The organism is Spirillospora sp. CA-142024 (genome assembly GCF_050942325.1).
Lineage (GTDB): Bacteria > Actinomycetota > Actinomycetes > Streptosporangiales > Streptosporangiaceae > Spirillospora.
The window spans coordinates 5,285,904-5,305,508 of sequence record NZ_CP192077.1; the positions used below are offsets into that span (position 1 = coordinate 5,285,904).

At 67.8% G+C, this 19,605-nt stretch carries 14 protein-coding genes and 3 pseudogenes; 9 read left to right on the forward strand and 8 right to left on the reverse strand.

The genetic code is table 11. The features are described from left to right. Window positions 1-755: 755 nt before the first annotated feature. Window positions 756-1,655 (reverse strand): LysR substrate-binding domain-containing protein, encoded by a 900-nt coding sequence (locus ACQPZP_RS25385; protein WP_433472217.1) that lies wholly within the window; start codon window positions 1,653-1,655, stop codon window positions 756-758. Between the two features lie 71 nt (window positions 1,656-1,726). On the opposite strand from ACQPZP_RS25385, the gene ACQPZP_RS25390 reads away from it, so the two are divergent. Beyond that, entirely contained in the window at window positions 1,727-2,641 is a 915-nt protein-coding gene (locus tag ACQPZP_RS25390; protein ID WP_433472218.1) for a 4-hydroxy-tetrahydrodipicolinate synthase family protein, read from the forward strand. A 922-nt stretch (window positions 2,642-3,563) separates the two neighbouring features. Here the strand turns inward: ACQPZP_RS25390 and ACQPZP_RS25395 are convergent. Beyond that, window positions 3,564-4,307, reverse strand: a complete 744-nt coding sequence (locus ACQPZP_RS25395; RefSeq protein ID WP_433472219.1) for a class I SAM-dependent methyltransferase — start codon at window positions 4,305-4,307, stop codon at window positions 3,564-3,566. A 119-nt stretch (window positions 4,308-4,426) separates the two neighbouring features. On the opposite strand from ACQPZP_RS25395, the gene ACQPZP_RS25400 reads away from it, so the two are divergent. The 4 genes and pseudogenes from ACQPZP_RS25400 to ACQPZP_RS25415 all read left to right on the forward strand — a co-directional run bounded on the left by ACQPZP_RS25400 (window position 4,427) and on the right by ACQPZP_RS25415 (window position 7,530). After that, on the forward strand, window positions 4,427-5,362 hold the full coding sequence (locus ACQPZP_RS25400) for an AraC family transcriptional regulator (protein ID WP_433472220.1): 936 nt from the start codon (window positions 4,427-4,429) through the stop codon (window positions 5,360-5,362). A gap of 169 nt (window positions 5,363-5,531) precedes the next feature. Then, window positions 5,532-5,915: pseudogene (locus ACQPZP_RS25405) on the forward strand (hypothetical protein); the annotation flags it as partial. A 151-nt stretch (window positions 5,916-6,066) separates the two neighbouring features. Continuing rightward, a pseudogene (locus ACQPZP_RS25410) lies at window positions 6,067-7,141 on the forward strand (IS110 family transposase). A gap of 80 nt (window positions 7,142-7,221) precedes the next feature. Continuing rightward, entirely contained in the window at window positions 7,222-7,530 is a 309-nt protein-coding gene (locus ACQPZP_RS25415) for a hypothetical protein (RefSeq protein ID WP_433472221.1), read from the forward strand. Window positions 7,531-7,887: 357 nt separating this feature from the next. Here the strand turns inward: ACQPZP_RS25415 and ACQPZP_RS25420 are convergent, their stop codons facing one another. Further along, window positions 7,888-8,451: a hypothetical protein gene (locus ACQPZP_RS25420; RefSeq protein WP_433472222.1), complete on the reverse strand. Its 564-nt coding sequence runs from the start codon at window positions 8,449-8,451 to the stop codon at window positions 7,888-7,890. 124 nt (window positions 8,452-8,575) lie between these two features. Here ACQPZP_RS25420 and ACQPZP_RS25425 point away from each other — a divergent pair. The 3 genes and pseudogenes from ACQPZP_RS25425 to ACQPZP_RS25435 form a co-directional block, all read left to right on the forward strand. Then, window positions 8,576-8,914, forward strand: a pseudogene (locus tag ACQPZP_RS25425) (TerD family protein); the annotation flags it as partial. A 152-nt stretch (window positions 8,915-9,066) separates the two neighbouring features. Further along, window positions 9,067-10,032, forward strand: a complete 966-nt coding sequence (locus ACQPZP_RS25430) for a hypothetical protein (protein WP_433472223.1) — start codon at window positions 9,067-9,069, stop codon at window positions 10,030-10,032. A gap of 342 nt (window positions 10,033-10,374) precedes the next feature. After that, window positions 10,375-11,751, forward strand: coding sequence for a pentapeptide repeat-containing protein (locus tag ACQPZP_RS25435; RefSeq protein WP_433472224.1), 1,377 nt, complete (start codon window positions 10,375-10,377; stop codon window positions 11,749-11,751). A gap of 6 nt (window positions 11,752-11,757) precedes the next feature. On the opposite strand, the gene ACQPZP_RS25440 is transcribed toward ACQPZP_RS25435, so the two are convergent. From ACQPZP_RS25440 to ACQPZP_RS25455, 4 genes are all read right to left on the reverse strand, one after another. Next, window positions 11,758-12,120: a CU044_2847 family protein gene (locus ACQPZP_RS25440; protein WP_433472225.1), complete on the reverse strand. Its 363-nt coding sequence runs from the start codon at window positions 12,118-12,120 to the stop codon at window positions 11,758-11,760. Continuing rightward, on the reverse strand, window positions 12,120-15,248 hold the full coding sequence (locus ACQPZP_RS25445) for an AAA family ATPase (protein ID WP_433472226.1): 3,129 nt from the start codon (window positions 15,246-15,248) through the stop codon (window positions 12,120-12,122). The genes ACQPZP_RS25440 and ACQPZP_RS25445 overlap by 1 nt, the downstream gene beginning before the upstream one ends. A gap of 658 nt (window positions 15,249-15,906) precedes the next feature. Continuing rightward, window positions 15,907-16,938: a hypothetical protein gene (locus ACQPZP_RS25450; RefSeq protein WP_433472227.1), complete on the reverse strand. Its 1,032-nt coding sequence runs from the start codon at window positions 16,936-16,938 to the stop codon at window positions 15,907-15,909. Window positions 16,939-16,966: 28 nt separating this feature from the next. Further along, entirely contained in the window at window positions 16,967-17,704 is a 738-nt protein-coding gene (locus tag ACQPZP_RS25455) for a hypothetical protein (RefSeq protein ID WP_433472228.1), read from the reverse strand. Between the two features lie 335 nt (window positions 17,705-18,039). On the opposite strand from ACQPZP_RS25455, the gene ACQPZP_RS25460 reads away from it, so the two are divergent. Further along, window positions 18,040-18,579, forward strand: a complete 540-nt coding sequence (locus tag ACQPZP_RS25460) for a hypothetical protein (RefSeq protein ID WP_433472229.1) — start codon at window positions 18,040-18,042, stop codon at window positions 18,577-18,579. A gap of 88 nt (window positions 18,580-18,667) precedes the next feature. Here the strand turns inward: ACQPZP_RS25460 and ACQPZP_RS25465 are convergent, their stop codons facing one another. Beyond that, window positions 18,668-19,246 (reverse strand): DUF6939 family protein, encoded by a 579-nt coding sequence (locus ACQPZP_RS25465; RefSeq protein ID WP_433472230.1) that lies wholly within the window; start codon window positions 19,244-19,246, stop codon window positions 18,668-18,670. Between the last annotated feature and the right edge of the window lie 359 nt (window positions 19,247-19,605).

The window sequence follows — 19,605 nt, forward strand, 5'->3', positions numbered from 1 at the left end:
AACGTTCGCTAATGCACGGCTCGTGCTTGGTGAGCAGGAGGTGCAGGCGCCGCTGCCGGAGCCGGAGAAATAAGCAAGGACCACCAGGTGGTCATCCTGGGCGCTGGTCACTCCGGCATGATGTGCGCGATCCGCCTGGCCTACCGGGCCCGCCGCAGGTCGATGCGGATCACCCCTGGTCAACCCTTCGGCGCGGTTCACCGAGAGGCTGTGCCTGCGACAAGGCGCTACCGGGCCGGGTCGAACTGGAGGACAACCGGGTCGTCCTCTCGGACGCCTGCCTGTGGACCGCGGGTGTGAAGGTCCCCGCCCTGGCGGCCGATGCCGGAATCGACACCGACGACCGCGGTCTGATCACAGTGGACGGTACGCTGCGATCGGTGTCCCACCCCGACGTCCTCGACCCGCGGAGTGCGGCCGGTCCGCGACGAGGCGCACGGGCCGCACTCGGTGCTCACTGCCGGGGTGCTCCTCCCCCGGCCGCTGCTTCAGCCGCCGGCGCAGCAGCGAGACACGGTGCGCGTCGATGTCGGCCAGCATCTGCTCCCAGCCCTGCAACGCAAGGGTTCAGTGGTGCAGGTGCGCCTCAAGCTGGCCGCGCGCCGCCTCGTACGTCGCCTGCTCGAAGTGCGCGACCTTCAACCGGTACGGGTCCCGCTCGGACTGGTAGGGCATCGGCTCCTGCTCCCAACCTCTGGAGCTCGCGAAGGCCGGCCTCATTGATCGAGTAGCCCCGCTACAGACTGCGGTCCCGATCACTGACCCGCTGCCGCTCTCGCCGCGGCCACGAACGCGGCGATCGCCGGATGCGCACCGCCGCCCGCGCGGAAGGCGACCTTCGATCGGCGGAACAGCGGCAACCTGGTCAGCACCACACGGCGGGGGGCATGTGCAGTGGCCATTTCCGGTACGAATCCGACCCCCTGCCCGATGGAGGCCAGGGACAGCGCCGTGCGGAAATCGTTGACCTGGTGGCGGATCCTCGGCTGGAACCCGGCCGCCTGGCAGGCGCGCACGGCCATCGCGTGACCGGTCGTACCGTCCCGCGCCGTGATCCACGGGACCTCGGCGTAGGGGCGGAGAAGCTCCGTCAGCGTGTCGCCGCGGCCGGTGATCTTGGTCGCGGTGCTGGTGGCGAGGTACATCGGCTCCTCCATCAGGGGCACCTCGTCCACCGTTGTGTCCGGTGGCGCGGGCACGAAGTCGTAATCGTGGACAAGTGCCACGTCGAGTTCGCCGGCGCGCAGGCCGTCGGAAACGCGCGCCGAGTCGATCTCCTGCACCATCGGTTCCAGCGCGGGATGCCGTCGGGCCAGCTCGGCCAGCGCGGCGGGCACGATGGTGTGGGCACCGGAGGGGAAGGTCCCGATGCGCAGCGGCCCCCCGATGCCCTCCCTCGCGCCGGCGAGTTCGGCGACCGCGAGCTCAAGGCGTTCCAGCACGCCATCGGCGTGTGCGACCAGGGACCGGCCTGCGGGAGTGAGGACCACACGCCTGCCGCTGCGTTCGAGCAAGGCCACGCCCGCCTCGCGTTCCAGCACGCTCAACTGCTGGGAGACGGCGGATGCGGTGAAGGACAGCGCCTCGGCCACGGCCGCGATCGTGCCCCTCCGGTCCAGCTCGCGAAGCAGGTAGAGACGACGAACATCGAGCATAAGCTCAGCTTAGGCATCAAGGTAGAAATCAGAAATGGACCTACAGGATGAGTGTGAGCAAGGGTTGACTCATGAAGCCCGATCCGATCTTCACCGGCCTCTACGTCCCTCTGGTGACTCCGTTCACCGACGACCTGCGCCTGGCTCCCGATGCGCTGGCCCGACTCGCCGACGAGGCTCTGTCGGCCGGCGCCTCCGGGCTCGTCGCGCTCGGCACCACCGCGGAATCGGCCACGTTGACCGCGGAGGAGAAGCAGACCGTGGTGCGAGTCTGCTCCGCCGCCGCCCGCGGACACGGCGCCCCGCTGATCGTCGGGGTCGGCACCAATGACACCGCCACCGCCATCGAGTCGCTGCGCGAACTGGCGGCCACCGGCGACGTGGCCGCGGCGCTGGTTCCCGCACCGCCCTACATCCGACCCGGTGAAGCGGGGACACTGGCGCATTTCACCGCGTTGTCCGACCACGGCCAGATACCGCTGATCGTCTACGACATCCCCTACCGCACCGGGCAGACTCTCAGCGCCCACGCGCTTGCGGAACTCGGCCGCCTACCCGGGGTCGCCGGGGTCAAGCACGCGACCGGCGCGATCGACGCGACCACGGTCGAGTTGCTCGGCTGCCCACCGCCCGGCTTCGCCGTGCTCGGTGGCGACGACGTGGTCATATCACCGCTCGTCGCGGCGGGTGCCCACGGCGGAATCCTCGCCTCGGCCAATCTCCGCACCGCCGACTACGCCGAACTGATCTCGTTGTGGCGCCGCGGCGCCGCCGCACCCGCCCGCCGACTCGGAGCCGAACTGGCCCGGTTGTCCGCTGCGCTCTTCGCCGAGCCGAACCCGACGGTCATCAAGGGAGTGCTGCACGCCCAAGGACGCATTCCCAGCCCGGCCGTCCGGATGCCGTTGCTGGCCGCCTCCGCCGGTTCGATTCGCCGAGCGGCGCTCCTGACCAGCAACCATGCACCCCAAGGGTCCGCAGCCTGACATCAAGCCGAGTGGCGCCACCGCCACGGCGCACTTCAGGTCGACGCTCGCCTCGAACGTCTCACTGTGGCATGTCCTTTCTGGCGGTGGTGAGAGCCGCTCGGTCGGGTCGCCGACGCTGTCCAACTCCTTGATGACCTGCGCCATGAGCCCCGGCCGGGCCACCGGTCAGCATGCTCCGCGTTTCGCGACATCAGCCTCACGCGGTCCCACCCGCATCCAATGACCACGTGCAACAACGCCTGGTCTCGTTGAGAGCAGGCCTCTGAGCTGGGGAAGGGTGGGCGGTACTGGGTTCGAACCAGTGGCCTCTTCGGTGTGAACACGATCGATCATGCCTGCGAAATACGGCTTCTCGACATCGTCGCAGGTCAAGCATGAACCTTCGGTTCACAACAGTGCACTTCTAGGAAGATCAAGTAACTTGTGCTCTCCCGCGGTAAACACCCGCGGCTTGACCGCCGAACAACAGATGTAGCGTTCAGTAATCACCGTCCCGCCCGTCCCACACCTCGGTTCTCATCGAGGGGCCGAGCGAATGCACTCAACGATCGAAGACCAGGTCGTACCCTTTACATTGTAGATCAACAGGGACTGGCCTCGTCGTGGGGAATCGTCACGGCCCTCCTACCTACCGCGATCACAGCCAGCGCGATGACGGGTAGAGTGCGACCTCGGCGCCCAGCTCGACGGCCGCGGAGCGGTGCCGGGCCGGGCCGGGCCGGGCCGGGCCGGGCCGGGCCGGGCAGTTCGCAAAAGCAACTCTCGTCTGCCGGGCCCGTGCCTGCCCTCCGAGATCGAGTCACCCTCTCATGTCGATGCGTGGATGCTGGTGGCGGCCACCGGCCTGTGGAATTGGAGCTGTTGCCATTGGGTGACGTGGTTTGGTCCGCCGGTAATCGCTGTCGGGCAGGTTTTCGGCTTAGGGGCGGGTTGCCTGCACGAAGGTGACGCGGCCGAACCTGCGGTCGGCGTGCGCGACCTCCCCAGCGTCGCTGAACCCGGCCTCGGCGAGCAGCGCAACGATGCCGTCGCCATGGTCACGGGCCGCGACCGGGCTGTGCGCCACCCGGGAACGCATGGGGCGGGGCAAGTGCCGAAGGGCGTGGGCCGGACCGTGGCCGTGCGTGGGGTTGCCAGCGTCCTCGGCGTTGGACGATAGGCCGCCGAAGTCGACGATGGTGACCCTTCCTCCCGGCCGAAGAGCACGCAGCGCGTCGCGCGCGAACGCGCTCCGGCCGTCGTCATCGACGTGGTGCAGGGCCAACGACGAGACCACATGGTCGAGCGAGGCGTCCTGGGCAGGAATCCGGTCGGCGTATCCCTGAACGAGCGTGAGAGCGACGCCGCGGCGGCGCGCCTTGCGGGCCGCCCTGCGCAGGGCGGCTCCGTCGGGATCGAGACCGGTCACCCGCGCGCCCGGCTGGGCCGCAAGCACGGCCAACGACAGGTTGCCGGTGCCGCAGCCGATGTCGGCCACCGCCTGGCCGGGCTCGATGCCGGCGAGCTCGACCGCACGCTCGTGCAGTGCGCGGACGCCGCCCACCCGGGTGAAGGCGTCGTAGAACGGCAGGAGCCAGGTCTTGCCCGCCCCCGGCAGGAACGGGCGCTCCCGCTCCTGCGGGGTTCGCTGGTCGATGATGCGTACGTCGGTGGAAGCCGCCATGGGTGCCCCTTGAGCATTCGGTAGCGGGTCTGCCCGCGGTGACGCGCGACAGACCCGGTGTCGTCACTTCCCACCCTTGGACATTCCGCGGCTACCGAGCAGGACATAACTTGGAAGTCATGGGACATTCTTCGGTTGGCGCCTCGCCGGGCTCCGAGTCGAGGCTGCGCACGGTACGGCTCGACGGAACACCCGTCTACCGCTACCAGCAGCGCCCCGGCGTCCCCGCCGTCTCGGTGACCCGCTTCGACCCCCAAACCGCCCACACCGGCCTCCCGCCGACCCACCGGCACGCCCACGACTTCCTCGTCCTGGTCTACATCGAAGAAGGCGCCGGCTCGGTCACCATCGACGGCGCCCAACGGCCACTGCGCACCGGCGACGTCCACGCCGTCTCGCCCGGACAGGTCATCGGCGTCACGACCGTTACCGAACTCGCCTGCAGCCGCGCGTGGTCGGTCGCGTTCACACCAGACTCCGTCCCCGCCCTGGCCTCGGTCTCCCCACTGGCCTGGACTCACCATCCCCTCCTCGCCCTGTTCGCCCCCAGCGCGGGGCACGGCCGGGTCGCCGAACCCGACCAGCCGAACTGGTCGGCGTGGCTGGCGGACCTGGACGAGGAACTCGCCGCCCCAGGCCGCCTCGGGGCCCGCGAGGCCATCGCCGCCACACTCACCCGGCTCCTGGTCGCGGCCGCCCGGCTGGCACCCTCCGCTCCGGGCACGCCGGACCCACTCGTCGAGCGGGTCTTCGCCGAGATCGAGGCGTCGTTCCGCGAACCGGTCACCGCCTCAGATGTCGCCCGCACGCTCGGCTACACCCCCGGACACCTCACCACCGTGCTCCGCAGACGCACCGGCCGCCCCCTGCTCGAATGGATCACCGAAAGGCGCATGATCGAAGTCCGGCGCATGCTGCGCGAGACCGACCTCCCGCTCGACGCCGTGGCCGCCCGAACCGGCCTGCGCGACGCCACCTACCTCGTCCGCCGCTTCCGAAACCGCTACGGCATCACCCCGCAGCGATGGCGCCGCGCCGAACGAGCACGGCCATGACGACGGCCGGCGGGGTGGACACATCGGCATCTGCCACCGATCGAGTGGTGGCCGACCACGAACGGGTGGCCATGCCGCTCTTCGTGCGCTGATGCGCCACAATGCCGGTGTGACGCGGCTGCTCGATGATGATGCACTGGCCAGATCGACGGTCGTGGCGAACTGCATGATGAATCGCGAACGGTCCCTCAGCGCTCCAACGGTTACGGTCGGGAACTCGGCATTGACGTCATGGCCGAGATGTGCGCCCGCGCCAGGGCGTCAACGCCTGTCCGGTGGCTGGACGTGTGCTGCGGGAGCGGGCGGCACCGGCCGAGGCGGCCAGGCTCCTGGCCGATCGCGGCGCGACCGCACAGGCCTGATCATCGGGCTGGACCTCGTGGACCACTTCGTCTCAGGCCGCTTTCCTCCGTTTCTGCGCCTGACCAGCGGCTCGGTGGCCGAGTGGGTCCCTGACGGCCGCTTCGACCTGATCACTTGCGTCCATGGGCTGCACTACGTGGGCGACAAACTCGGCGTCCTGAGCCGCATCGCGTCATGGCTCACCAGCGATGGGCTCTTCATCGCCAACTTCGACGCCCGCTCGGTCCGCTGGCGTTGTGACCTCATAGGAGCCTGGCCAGAGGCCCCATCACTGTTTTGTCCACCGTCGCCCGGCTGGTGCGTGCCGCCCTGCCCCCAAGTCGACAGAGAACAGGACGGCGATGGCCCCCATTACACCCCAGGACACCACGGCCATCGAGGTTGCCGGTCGCGTCGATACCCACCAGGACACCCACACCGCCGCGGTGATCGACCTGGTAGGGCGAGTGCTGGGCACTGCGCAGTTCCCCGCCACCACCGCCGGATACATCGCATTGCTGGCCTGGATGCGTTCCTTTGGAACGCTGCTCCTGATCGGGATCGAGGGAACCGGCGCCTACGGTGCCGGGCTGGCCCGCCATCTGCAGGACGCGCCGGTAAAGCTGATCGAGGTCGACCGGCCCAACCGCAAGACCCGACGCTTCCAGGGCAAGTCCGACCCGATTGAGGCGGTCGAAGCCGCCAAGGCCGCGCATGCCGGGGCACGGACCGGCACCCCCAAACAACGTGACGGCCGTGTCGAAGCCTTGCGGAACCTGCGCATCGCCCGCCGCAGCGCCATCCAGCACCGCGCCGACGCCCAACGGCAGATCAAGGCCCTGATCGTCACCGCGCCCGACAACCTGCGCGCCCAGCTGCGCAGCCTGACCACCCGTGCTCTCATCGCCACCTGCGCAGCCCCGCGGCCCGACCGGACCCAGGCGAGCGATCCCGCCACCGCCACCAAGATCGCCCCACGATCACTGGCCCGCCGGCCCCAACAGCTCACCATCGAGATCACCGAGCTGGACGAACTCCTGAAACCCCTCGTCGCCGACATCAACCCGGGCCTGATCGCCGTCCACGGCATCGGCACTGACACCGCCGGCCAGCTCCTGGTCACCGCCGGAGAGAACCACCACCGGCTGCACTCAGAAGCCGCGTTCGCGATGCTCTGCGGAGCGGCGCCACTGCCCGCCTCCTCCGGCAGGACCAACCGCCACCGCCTCAACCGAGGAGGCGACAGACAAGCCAACGCCGCCCTGCACCGCATCGTGCTCACCCGCATGCGCTGGGACCCCAACACGCGCCTACGTGGAACGACGCACCAAAGACGGCCGCTTCATGAGAGAGATCATCCGCTGCCTCAAGCGCTACATCGCCCGCGAGATCTACCAGAGCATCAACACCACAACCGCACTCGATCTCGCCGCTTGACATCAATAGGAGCATCCCCCCAGGAGGAGATCGTCCGCAACCCGCCGGTCCTTCTGTCACTGCCGGGCCGGACGTTGAGCATGTGCGACAGCTCCGCGCTCCACAAGCCCGCCAGCGCCGCTTTGAGAGAGGCGCTCCGCACGCTTTCACAACGCAATTGGTTCGCCATCCTCGACGTCGCGGAACAGGTGTACGTCCAGGTCGGTCTCGGCCCGAACGCGGGCCTCGAAGAAGGCATGTACTCCCTGGAACACCGGGACGGCTCCCCGGAGCGGCACCGCCGCCACGTGACCACCGACCTGGAGGCAGTGATCGCGGCCTTCGAAGCCGTCGCCGCGAACGAGCCGGACTGGACCGAACGGCTGACCTGGGAACCGCTCACCTTCTGATCAGGCCGACTCTCAGAACCGGACGAGCCGCCACGTCACGGTGTGCGGGGCGTGCGACACCCGGGTGACGATCCAGCAGGTCGCGGGTCGGGCCGGAGGAAGATGCCTCACCTCGCCTGCCTGGAAGGTGATCAGGAAAGGAGAAGGCCGTGGCAAATGGCGGAGAATGGGACCGGCGTTCACTGCTCCGGGGGGCCGAGTCATTTCCGCGCTTCGCCGGTGACGATCTGGTGATATCCAACCCGGACGCATGGTGGGCGGTGCGCCGACTGAACTCGGTGCCGGAGCAGATGTCGGCCCCCCTTCCGCGTGAGCGGGAGGGGGCCGGCGAGTGCTGGGCGCGTCCCTGAGGACGCGCTACTTGGTCTTGGCGCTCAGGCGCACCTCGACGGTGAAGTCGAAGTTCTCCCTCAGCATGTGGATGGCCCCTTCGAAGACGTGGCCACGGTCGGCGAACATCTCGCCGAGGTCGTAGGCGGCCGCGCTGAAACCGTTCATGAAGCCCTTGGTCAGGTGGAACGTCAGCATGCCGCCTTCGCTCATCACCCGCGCGACGTCCGACCGGGAAGAGCCGACGCAGTCGTTCGAGGTGATCATGGAATTGGGGGTCACGCGCATCACGACGGTGATGTCGAAGTCCTTCTTCGCGGCGATGATCTGCCCGTCGGGAAGGTTGACCTGGCCGGACATCAACTCGCACGCATCACCGAGGTAGTGAGCAGCCTCCCGAAGGCCGAACTCGTCGGCCTCGGCATCGGGCAGGCTGATCGTCAGCTTGCCGCCTTCGCGCGTCACCTTGTCGAAGTCCGAGTCGGAGAACTTGCGCATCTGGTTCGGGTTGCACATGGGCTTTGCCCTTTCTAGGCTCTGGTTTTCGTAATACTCGCCTAGACAGGGTACGGGCTCATCGGCCGGCGGCAAGTCGCATCGCCCTGGCGCACCCCACCGGCGGAGCCACTGACCAAGGCCGTCCAGGCCGTCCAGGCCGTCCAGGCCGTCATGGACATCGCCCGCGCGCTCTACCAGATCGTCACATCAAGCGATCTTGAACTCGCCGCTTGACATCCATAGGAGCATCCCCGCCACCGCCGACGAATCGGTGCGCCTGTTGGGCAAGGCGCCCACCGCCACCGGCAGCGAGGACCGAATCCTGGTCGACCTGGGCGCGGTGCGGCCCGAGGTGCAGCGCGTTGTCATCGCCGCCAGCCGTTACGCGGGCGCGACGTTCGGTGGACTGGACGATCTGCGGCTGACCGCCTCCGACAGCGCCGGTGAGGTCCCGCTGACCCTCGACATCACCGACGCCCACACCGAGACCGCGTTCATCTTCGGAGAGCTGTACCGCAGAGGCGACGGCTGGAAATTCCGAGCGGTCGGTCAGGGCTACGAGTCCGGACCCGCTCGCAGCAGGCCGCCGAACCCGAGCATGACCGGCCGGAGGCTCAAGGGCCTGCCGCCGCGAGCCCGCCCGATGATTCGACGCCCGCCAGCGGTGACCGCCCCAGACGGGTCCGGACGGCCAAGAAGAAGACAACCGTGCCCAAGGCAGCCACGGTCAATCTGGCCGAGCACCCGTCCTGGCAGCATGCGCGGCTGTTCCCGGTCACGGGCCTGCGCAACGACCAGCAACGCGAAGTGCGCGCGACCCCCACGCTGCTGGCGGTGATGGCGCAGGTACCTGAGCTCGGCCGCCGCCTGACGGCCCGTTTCAACGCCCCTGCCGGCACCATTCAGAGCTTCGCCGAAGCCACCTTGAAACACGGCGAGGACGAGGTCCGCCCGGACGGTGTGCTGCGCGTGGCCAGGGCCGGCCGGATCTGGACCGCGCTCATCGAGACCAAGACCGGCGGCAACCCCCTCAAGGCCGACCAGGTCGAGGCCTATCTGGGGGTGGCGGCCCGACACGGCTACGAAACCGTGATCACCTTGTCCAACGACCTGGCCCTGGACAACGAACATCCCTTGAAGGTCGACAAGCGGCTGTTGCGCAAAGTCGCCCTGCGGCACCCGTCCTGGGCCAAGGTCGCTCACGAGGCCGAGATGCTCTGCCGCCACGACGGCGTGGCCACCCCTGTGCATGCCTGGCTGCTGAGCGAGCTGCTGCACTACCTGCGCCAGGACAACGCCGGCTGCCAGGGCTTCCGGGACATGGGCGCCGCCTGGGTCCCGGTGCGCAACGCCGTCACCGCGGGCACGCTGCGCCTCGGTGATCGGCGCGCGATGCAGGTGGCCGAGAACTGGGAGAAGCTGATCCGGCAACTGTGCCTGCGCCTCAGCGGCGAGACGGGCCTGGCCATCGCCCCCGTCCTCCGCAAACGACGGGACGGGGACGCCTCGGTCCGCCGCCTGCAGACCGTCACCTCCCTGGTGGAGTCCGGTCGCATGAGCGCCGAGATCCGAATCCCCAACGCCGGCGGCCCGGTCCTGCTCGAAGCCGACCTGCGCACCGGGCAGATCGAAACACCGTCGAGGTCCCCGCCGCAGCCCGCGCCCGCCCCCTGACCCGCGTCCAGTGGCTGCTGCGCCAGCTGAACAACGCCCCGCCCGAACTCCGCATCGAAGCGCTCGCCCCCAAACACAAGACCGGCCCCTGCGAACTACTCAAGAACCATATCCCTGCTCGGCATGGCCGTCTGGCGGCTGCCGCGCGGCAACAGAGGACGAAGATGAGTCCGCTGAGCCGTCGCGCGAATTGGTCGCCACCCGAAAGGATGGGTGAGTGGTGTCATTCATCGAGCCCCTAGCATCATCGTGACGGCGCGTGCCTGGAATCCGTGCGGCGAGCCTGGCTGCGTCGGCTCTCCGCTTCCGGTCACCGGGGTGTGCTTGCGGCATTCGACAGCCGTGGCGCGTTCCGCCTATCTCGGTAGCCTGGGCGCATCGGACGTCCTGGACGTTCGCGGCAACGAGGTCGAAGGCTGGCTGGCCCGGGAGTTGCTGCCGCATCTGGAGACGACGGCGGCCCGGGAGGTCCGATTCGACCAGGCACGTTTCTCTGGGGATGCGGGGTTCTCCGATGCCGCGGTTAGTGTCGCGCTGGTCTTCGCCGAAACGGACCTGCCCCGCGGGCTCTCCCTGGCAGGAGCCAGATTCGGAGCGCCGTTGACACTGGACCGGTGTACGGTCGGCGCGTCCGAGGCGCCGGCCTTCCTCGATCTATCCGGCGCCGAGTTCACCGACCCGGTCGTTACCACCGGCCTCAAGGTCACCGGAGGGGTCAGGCTGGACGGATCTTCGTTCGCCGGGCCCGTCCGGATCAGCGGGCTCCTGGACGATGTGACGACGGACGGCACGCGTTTCCAGGCAGAGAGCGTGCTGCGGCCGGAGGGCGGGCGGATCTCGCTTAATGGGGCACGGCTGGAACGGCCGCTCACGATCGCCGGAACGGGAAACGCGAAGTTGTCCGGGCTGCGCGGCGTCGATGCCTCGAATTTAATTCTGGCGGACCTCGACCTTTCCGAGTGCCCGTTCGACGGCGCGCTCCACCTGGACTTTGTCCGGTTCGAGGGAACCTGCCAATTCTCCCGACCACCGGGCGGGGTCCGCCGGACCTGGGCGTTCCCCCCGCTGTGGCGCTGGACGAGCCGCGACTGCATCGCCGACGAACACGGCTGGCGTGCCTCCACCGGACCCCGAAGCAAGCGCGACGGCTGGGACGGGAGCCTCTCCACGGCGTCCGCCGCGCAGGCCACCCACCTCTACCGGGCGCTGCGCAAGGCCCAGGAGGACGCCAAGCACGAGCCGGGCGCGGCGGACTTCTACTTCGGCGAGATGGATTCGCGGCGCCGCGCGACTCGGCGCGGTGGCGAGCGGATACTCCTGTGGCTGTACTGGCTCACAGCCGGCTATGGACTGCGCGCCAGCCGGGCGTTCTCCTGCCTGCTCGTCGTGCTGCTGCTCGGGATCGCCTCACAGGTCGCCTTCGGTGTCCCGGACAGTGAGGAAGGCCAGTCGGTCGGGCTGATCGCGCCCGTCGGCGGCGGTGTCGTCACCGGTCGGCTCGTGCCGCTCGATCCCGAGCTAAAGGCACCGATGAGCAGGCGCTGGACAGGTAAGCGGACGGCCGACGCCGCCGAGGCGACCATCAACGCGGTCGTCTTCCGGTCGACGGCGCAGAAACTCACCAATACCGGCAAGTGGATCGAGGCCGGAGTTCGCGTGCTCGGCCCGCTTTTCCTGGCTCTTGCTCTCCTGTCTCTTCGCAATCGCGTCAAACGGTGACAGCCCTCAGGGCTCGTGGTACTCGGGGTAGGAGCCCTCTGTGATGAGCGGGGGATTCGAGTCTCTCGCCCACTTCAGCCGGAAGTTGAAGTGGCCGCTGCCGTCCTGGGTGATCACCGCCCCGGCCTTCAGGTTCAGCCGGACGCCGAATTCCATCTCGACCTCGTCCGGCCCGAGGTTCTTGATTTCGTTGACGGCGGCGGACGCCGCGATGACGACCCCTCGCAGCGCACTCTCGAAAGAGGTCTCGGCCTCGAGCACACCCGAGCGGTCGGCCACCCTGAATCCAGGTGGGTAGGTCACCTCTACGGTCGCCCAGCTCCCGTCACGCAGGAAGAACCGGCCGATCTCCTCATCTGCTGATGCCATCAGGTTCCCTTATCTCCGGCTGGGGCCGGGTTCAGTTTCACGCATGCGACTCCGGAACTCGACGTGATCACCAGTTCGCCGCGCGGGCCGAAGGCCAGGTCCGTTACCGGGCTGCCCAGATCGAACGAAAACTCCTCATCTGTGCCGATAGAGACGACGCTCACCGGCAGGTTCGGGCCCGCGTAGGCGATAGCGGGCTCGTCATCGAGGAGACCGAGCGAGAGCGCAGCCACCTCCCCCGGCGCCTGGATGAGTCCGCCGGGCAGGGTCGTCCGGCCGAACGGAGCGCCGTTACCGATCTCATGCACGAAGATGCGGCCGTCCGGGACTGCGTAGGCGATCAGATCGGATCCGCCGAGCCGGGCCACGGCGATCGCGGTGGGGAGGCGGCCCGGCTCGAACGCGCCGCTCAGGTCGTCGCCGGAAGCCAGGTCGACGAGCTTGAACCTGCCGCCGGGTCCGGTCGCCTTCGCCGCGACGAGCGTCCCGTCGAGCGCACCGACCGCCAGTACAGACTGCCGCAGGGGCGCTATCGGAGAGCCGGCGAACGGGTGCAGCGCGACCTCGTTCAACGTCGTCACCGCCACGACGTCGACGTCTCTGTAGCGGCCGACGGCCAATCTACCCCGTTGCGGCGAGGCGATATCCGGGCCGAGTTGGAGACCGTCCGACAGGCTGCGACGGCGGAGGGTCTTCGCCCCGTCCATCGTCACGGCCAGCGGGATGCCCGCGACGACGCCGATGGCAACCGCGTCATGGTCGATGACGGCCTGAGGCTGCCCGGCGTCGGCCAGCGGGTCGCGGTGAATGTCCCACAAGCGGACGGTCCCGTCCTCACCGCCCGTCACGATGAACGAGGTTCCACCGGCGCGCGTCCCGCCTGCTATGGACAGCACCCTTCCGGTGTGCCCGGCCAACGGCGGGCCGAGACTACGCAATCGCCGAGTCCAGAACCGCACCGCGCGGTTCTCGTGTCCGGTGAGCACAATGAGCTCGTCGCCCTCCATCACCGCTGAGATCGCGGTGATGTCCCCCTCTGGCACATCACGGAGGCGGTCGTATCGAAATCCGTCGTCGACGCGAAGCAGCTTGATCGTCTTGCCTTCCGCAGCCGAAACGACGGTCCCGTAGGGCAGCTCGTCGATCGACAAGGCGAGCGCCCTGCCGATTCCCAGGGGCTCGTCCCGGTTGCCGTCCGGGCTGCCGTCCGGGCTGCCGTCCGGGTCTGCGAGGTACCAGAGCCTCGCCTCCTCACCACCCGAGACCGCCGCCCAGCCGCCGTCGCGGGTGCCGATGGCAGCCAGAGCAGGGATGGCAGGCTCCAGCGTCCGACCGGTGTCCAGCTCGGTGACGTGGACGATGTCGTCTCCCTGAGTACCGATGGCGATCTCACCGCCGCGCACGCCGAGCGCAGCAACGGGACCGCCGGACGGGCCGACCGGAAAACTCGCCTGACCGGTCTCGACGTCCCAGGTCAGCACCTTCCCATCAGCTCCTCCCGCGATCACGACACTCTTGCCGCCGATCCGGGCGACCGCAACGGCGGTGACGGCAGAGGTGTGGCCGGGGAGCCGCAGGTGCGGGGAGATCGCCTGCCAAGCCGCCCAGAGCGGTTCGATCCGCCGCCCGGCCACCGCCGCGAACGCCGCGGCCAGCTTCTCATGCTTCCCCAGTTTCGCGGTCAGGCTAAGAGCGGTGGCCGCGTCGGCGGGAGCGGCATCCGAGAGGCGGTGGGCGGCGAGTTGGTAGACCTCGGCGATCGCCCGGCCCTCGTCGGTGGTCAAGGCGGGCAGCATCGGCAGGAGGCGGGCCGGGGCGACGTGCGTTAGGAATCGCAGGTCGCCGACCAGGTCGTCGAGGCGGCCGCCGAGAGCGGCGTAGGAGGCGATCGTGTCCCGGACGTACGGGTCGGCTGAGCCCCACTGCGCCGCGCCGCCCGGGTCGAGCGGAACCTCCTCCAGAAGCAGATCGGTGATAATCGTGTTGACGTCCACGGGGGCCTCGCCACGCAGATGGCCGGCGAGAGCGCGGTGGAACAGGCCGGTCTCCGCGCCCCGTGCCTGGAGGAGATCCCCGGCACGGGTCTTGCGGAGCAGGTTCAGATCCTGGAGGGCGTAGACCTGTGCTCCGAGACGGGTCGCGAAGCGGACCCACAGGTCGTCCCTGAGCTGGCCGCCTTCAGCGACGGCCAGGGCGGTGAGAAGCCCCCGGAGCCAGCCCCTCCATTGGCTGGGAGGGTCTCCGTGCTCGGCCGCCAGGGCGTCGGCGATGCGCCGTAGAAGCCGTTCGAGCGCGTCCCCGACGGTGCTGGGGAAAGTCCCGCCGTTGCCCGGCGCACCGCCGTCTATCAGGTCGATTGCGAGAAGATGCGCGATGAGGAATGACGGGCCGGCGCTCCGCGCGACGGCCGCGGCGAGCGGCGCTGCCTCGGCCGGACTGCCGCGGTAAGGGCTGTCGTCGTGACCGAGCAAAAAGCTGTTCACATAGTCCGTGACGTCCTCTTGTCGGAAAAACCTGCCGCGGTCGAGGTCGATGGTCTCCTTCGCACGGACCCGAGCGCTGTAGGTGTGACGGACACCGACGATGAGGCGGATCCGATGCGGCCGGACCTCCTCGGGGAGCTTGTTGACGAGTTCACCGATGAGATGCTCGGGATCAACGGCTTCGTCGAGAGCATCGATGACAATGACCGTGGGTTCGGCGCGCCGGAGGATCACGTCGACGACAGCGTCCAGACCGGTTTCGCCGACGGCCGCTCCGAGGATGGCGGCCAGCTCGGCCGCCACTGCCGCCGTGGTTTTGCCCGACGCCAGGACGGCCGCGTGGACCGATCCCCCGGAAGGGACCGTCTCGGGGGGAGCCGCGTCCCTGACCTCCTGCGGGACCGTGGCAAGGTAGGCCGCGTCAGCGAAGGTGACCACGCGGGCGAGTACCGCGGACTTGCCGGACCCAGGCCAGCCCGTCACCATCAAAATCCCTTTCCCGTCCCGGATCCACGCGACAATTTCGGTCAGGGCTTGGTGCCGTCCGCTGAAGAACCATCCGCCTGTGTGCCTGCTCTGCACCCCGCGTGCCAGTGGTCCGAAATGCGCGAGCCTCGCTTGCTGCGCAGGCGCGGGGCTCCCCATAAGAGCACGCTACCGCCCGGAATGTTCAGGCGGCGACCTAGTTGGAGATCTCCAGCACCGTCAGACGGAGCAGCTGGTCTGTTTGCAGTCGTGGCATTCCGCACAAGGACCATGAGTGCGGCTGAGGCTGTCGCGCCCTGCGGGTGAAGCGGGCAATGTCGGTCCTCCATCTGCTCGGCCGTGGCGACCAGCCAGGCGTGTGAGCTCCACGTCGTCCACCGTGGCGCGGTGGATGAAACAGTCCCCAGCAAACTTATGAACTCGGATCCAGAGGTCACAAAGCCCCGGTATAAACGTCCGATCACCGGCAGAGCCGCGCGGATCGCGGCGGATGAGGGTGTTTCGGCGGGGCTGGATCACAGCGCGGTCGCAGCTCGCCTGTGCTCGAAGACACCGCCACCACGAGCCACGCTGCCAGACCGTCGGGTTGCTTGTGTCGATCTCGCCCATTCTTTCAAGGTTGTTGATGACGAGAACGGTCTCCGGCGTGGCTGCAAGCTCGGATGATCGGAGTTCGAGGAGTTCGGCTGCGAAGCCAGCGATGCGGTTGCGACGGAAGCGGTTATTCTCTCGGGCAGCCCTGGGCCGTTCAGTTGGCTGCTCGTTGTGTGTTGTGAGCGTCCGCTTCACTTGTTCTGGGTTGTGATCCGTTCGATGCTCAGCCGGGCAGCCGGAAGTCCAGCGATCGGATTTCCACCTCGACGGACTCGGGAGCGGTGGCGGAGACATCGGTGATGGTGATGCGGTAATCGTGGATGTTCATAACCTCGCCGACATTGACCGGGATGGCCCCTTCGAACCATGGCGGGTCGACTTCACTACGACCTGCACCGACGTCGTTGATGCCTATCGAATGGACAACGACTGCCGGTGTTACGCCAGCGTCGTCGCCGACTGCGGGGCGATACTCGACGGTGAGGAACTGCTCTGGATGTCCTCGCCTCGGCACTACCGCGAGGATGGTGGCGTGTGTGTCCCCGACTGAGCAGAGACCGAAGATCCGTACGGCGGTCGGCCCTGGCTTCTCAACGTAGGTAACGCGTTCCCGCGAGAGTTTGACCTCTGCCAGGTTGCGCCACAGCGCGGCGGCGGACAGTCGGCGGTTACTCCGCCAGAACGCGTTGCCGCTCTTGGGCCGGGTCATGAGGTGTGCCGGCGCGGTGACGGCGTGCTCGTGTGTCCCGGAGTACCCCATGACGCAGTAGGGGTCGTTGTAGAGGCTGCCGAAGGGGCCGGGAATGAACGGGCCGAACGCGTGCATGAATCCCAAGGTGTGACCGACCTCGTGTTGCATGGTCGCGAGAGGAATGTCGATCTGCTCGAGTACGACGTCACCCGGGGTCGCTCCCCAGTCGAGGGGGGCGGGCGGCACAACGATCAGGAGGTGGTCGTAGCCCTGCACCACGATGTCGTTGTCGGCGAAGAACCGGCGTGCTGCGGCCACCGTGTTGTCACGGTCGGCCATCGCGTCGTTCTGGGTGAGCTCGAGGATCCAAGCGATGGAGTTGATGAACTCGAACTCCAGGTCGATGAGCCCGAGCGACGCGCGCCGCCAGTAGTTGCGCACGCTGTGCTCGTTGTCGATGAAGATCTCGCGGAGAAACTCCCGGTTCCAGGGTAGGTCACCCGTCGTGCCCTCGGCTGGAGACCGGAAGAGGAACGATGCGACGCCGTAGCTGTGCAAGGCCATATTCGGGTCTTCCTCATCTTGTGGGCGATCAGAGAGGCTCAAGGTCGGGATTCGGCAGGCTGGTCGGCCGGGAGATTGCAGGAAAAGACCTCAGCGTCCGGCCGATACCGAAGTGCTGCGTCGTGATGTCGCTTCCGATCACGGCGCCACCCACGTGTTCGGCATCTAACGTGGTCTCGACGTGCGTGATCCGGCCCTCACCGGTCGCCGTCAGTTCGACCTTCTTGACGTCGGGGCCCCGCACGAACGACAGTCGGACCCCGCCTCCCGGGGTGAACCCTTCCCCGAAGACACTGATCACTTCGCCGGCCTCGGTGACATCGATTCTGGGCGGCTCAACTGGAGGCGGCAGGGACGGTGGCGGGGGCGGGCGGTGGCTGTGTTCTTCGAACGTCACGCTGTAGGCGAGGCTGTCGTCGGGGTAGTGCCGCTTACCGTCCCAGCACAAGCCGTCCCCGAACCCGGTGTACATGAGCACTTGGCAACGGCTGCACCACCGCCAGCCATCCTGCGCGCCTTCCGGCGTTTCTCCGAAGTGGACGAAGTACGGGACGCTGCCTGTGAAGTCGTGTGCCTCACCATCATGGCAGACGCCGTTCCCGTTGCCGCTGTAGACGAGCGCCTGGCAGCGGCCACACCATCGCCAGCCCTGCTGGGCGTCGGGAGGACTGTCATCGACCGGGACACTGTAGGGGCCGCTGTCATTCAGGAAATGCGGCTCGCCGTCGTAGCAGACCCCGTCCCCGAAGCCCCCGTACACCAGCACCTGGCAACGACTGCACCACCGCCACCCGTCCTGTGACCCCACGGCTGATACCTCTCCCTCAGCGAGCATCGGCGATCGAGCTGCCCTATCGCCCCCTCAGACACCACGAATGTCGCGGCAAGGGCCGTACACATCGTCACCTACAGAGCGTGAGTAATCGCTAACGATATGTGGCCGAAAATGGCCGCGACCGAGACCGGACACCCTCGGGATCGCACTGCTGGCAAGCCGTCGATGGAAGAAGGGCCGACGCGGCCAGTCGTGCACGATCTGCGGCAGAAGAGCATGTTCTCCCTCGGTCGTCAGCTTTGTCGTCGCAATGGGAAGGTAGTGTTATGAGAGACGACAAGCTTGAACGGATTGCGGAGCTTCTGGCCGGCCGCAATGCCATCGATGGAGAGATTTCCGCGATCATCCAGCGGCCGATGACAGCTGGTCATCTCGGTGAGTGGATCGCGTCGCAGATTTTCGATATCGAGCTGGAGGGATCGGCCACTAACACCGCCTTCGATGGCCGCTTTCGCGCCGGCCCGCTTCAGGACCGGACGGTCAACGTCAAGTGGTACCTCAAACAGGAAGGCGTTCTGGACAGCAACTCGTCCGCAGCGCTCGACTACTACCTGGTGCTTACCGGTCCACGATCAGCGGCAGGCTCCTCACGAGCCGGCACCCGACCCTGGTGCGTTCGGGCGGTGTACCTGTTCGACGCCGAGCGCCTTCGCGACGAGCAGGACGCCCGTGGAGTCAAGACTGGCGTCGCCTCTAGCGTGCTCCGGCGGCAGTGGGACGAAGCCGAGATCTACCCCCACGACTGCAATCCTCTGCTCCGGGTCAGCCCTCACCAGGTCGAACTACTTGAACTTTTCGCGGGCTGACCAGTGGCCCACCTCCGGTGGGCAACCCAGCCGATACGGCCGGCGCAGCCGTAGAGGGATGATGACCGCTCTCGAAGACGTCGGCCATTCACCCGGCAGGTGAAGACTCACTGCGCCGGTCATTCTGGGAGGCTTTGATGTATTGCCGGATGAGTGCTGCGTGGGACAGCGGTTTGGTGAGGTCGGTGATGTCGCCGTTGGTCGTGTAGTCCAGCAGCACGACCTCTGCCCGATCGGTGAGCTGCCCAAGCCGCTCGAGCAGGTCCGTGACGCGGTTGTCCAGGACCCATCGGTAGGACGGTAGATAGATCAGGCGGCGGGCCGTCGCGTAGTCGAGCAGGCGAGCGCCGTCGAGTCCGGTGCGATGACCTCGTACGGGTCCGTACCGGGGGACGGTGCGCTTCAAGCCCCGCATGGTGGTGACCTGGAGCTTGGCGGGGTCGACGTCGGCGTTGTCGAAGACCTTCAGCGCCTGCCAGATCCCCTCGACCGACTGGGCAGTCACGTCATCGCAGAAGGGGACCGGGATACCGCCGTGCGGGTAGAAGGGGCTGAGCCGCACCCAGGGCTTCATCGCCTTGGACGTCGTGTCGATGATCTGCGCGCCGGGGAACTCGGCGGCCAGCGACGCCACGGTACGACGGCGGCTCGCAAGATGGATGGGCACGGAAGATCCCCCTCACCGACGACCTCCCCACCATCGACGACGGCTCTGACATTTCCGACGCCGGACCTTTCCCCGGCGAACAGGCCGAAGCAGCCACCGGAGACCCGGGGCCTCCATGCTGGTTGCCGGAACTCGCAGTCGTCGGCCCAGCCGTTGTCCCGGCCGTGCTGCGGACGCACCTGACGCGCTACATGTGCAGTCGGGGCGTCTCGGCTCGAATTGGGTTGGTTGCCGACGGCGAGGGTGAGAGCACACTTGATCGCGTGGAGAGTGGGGCCGCGGCTCGTCCGGGCCCGTGCCCAGACGTCGTCCGAAGTGGCTGCTTCTAGATTCGCCACCGTGACGGGCTCATATATCGA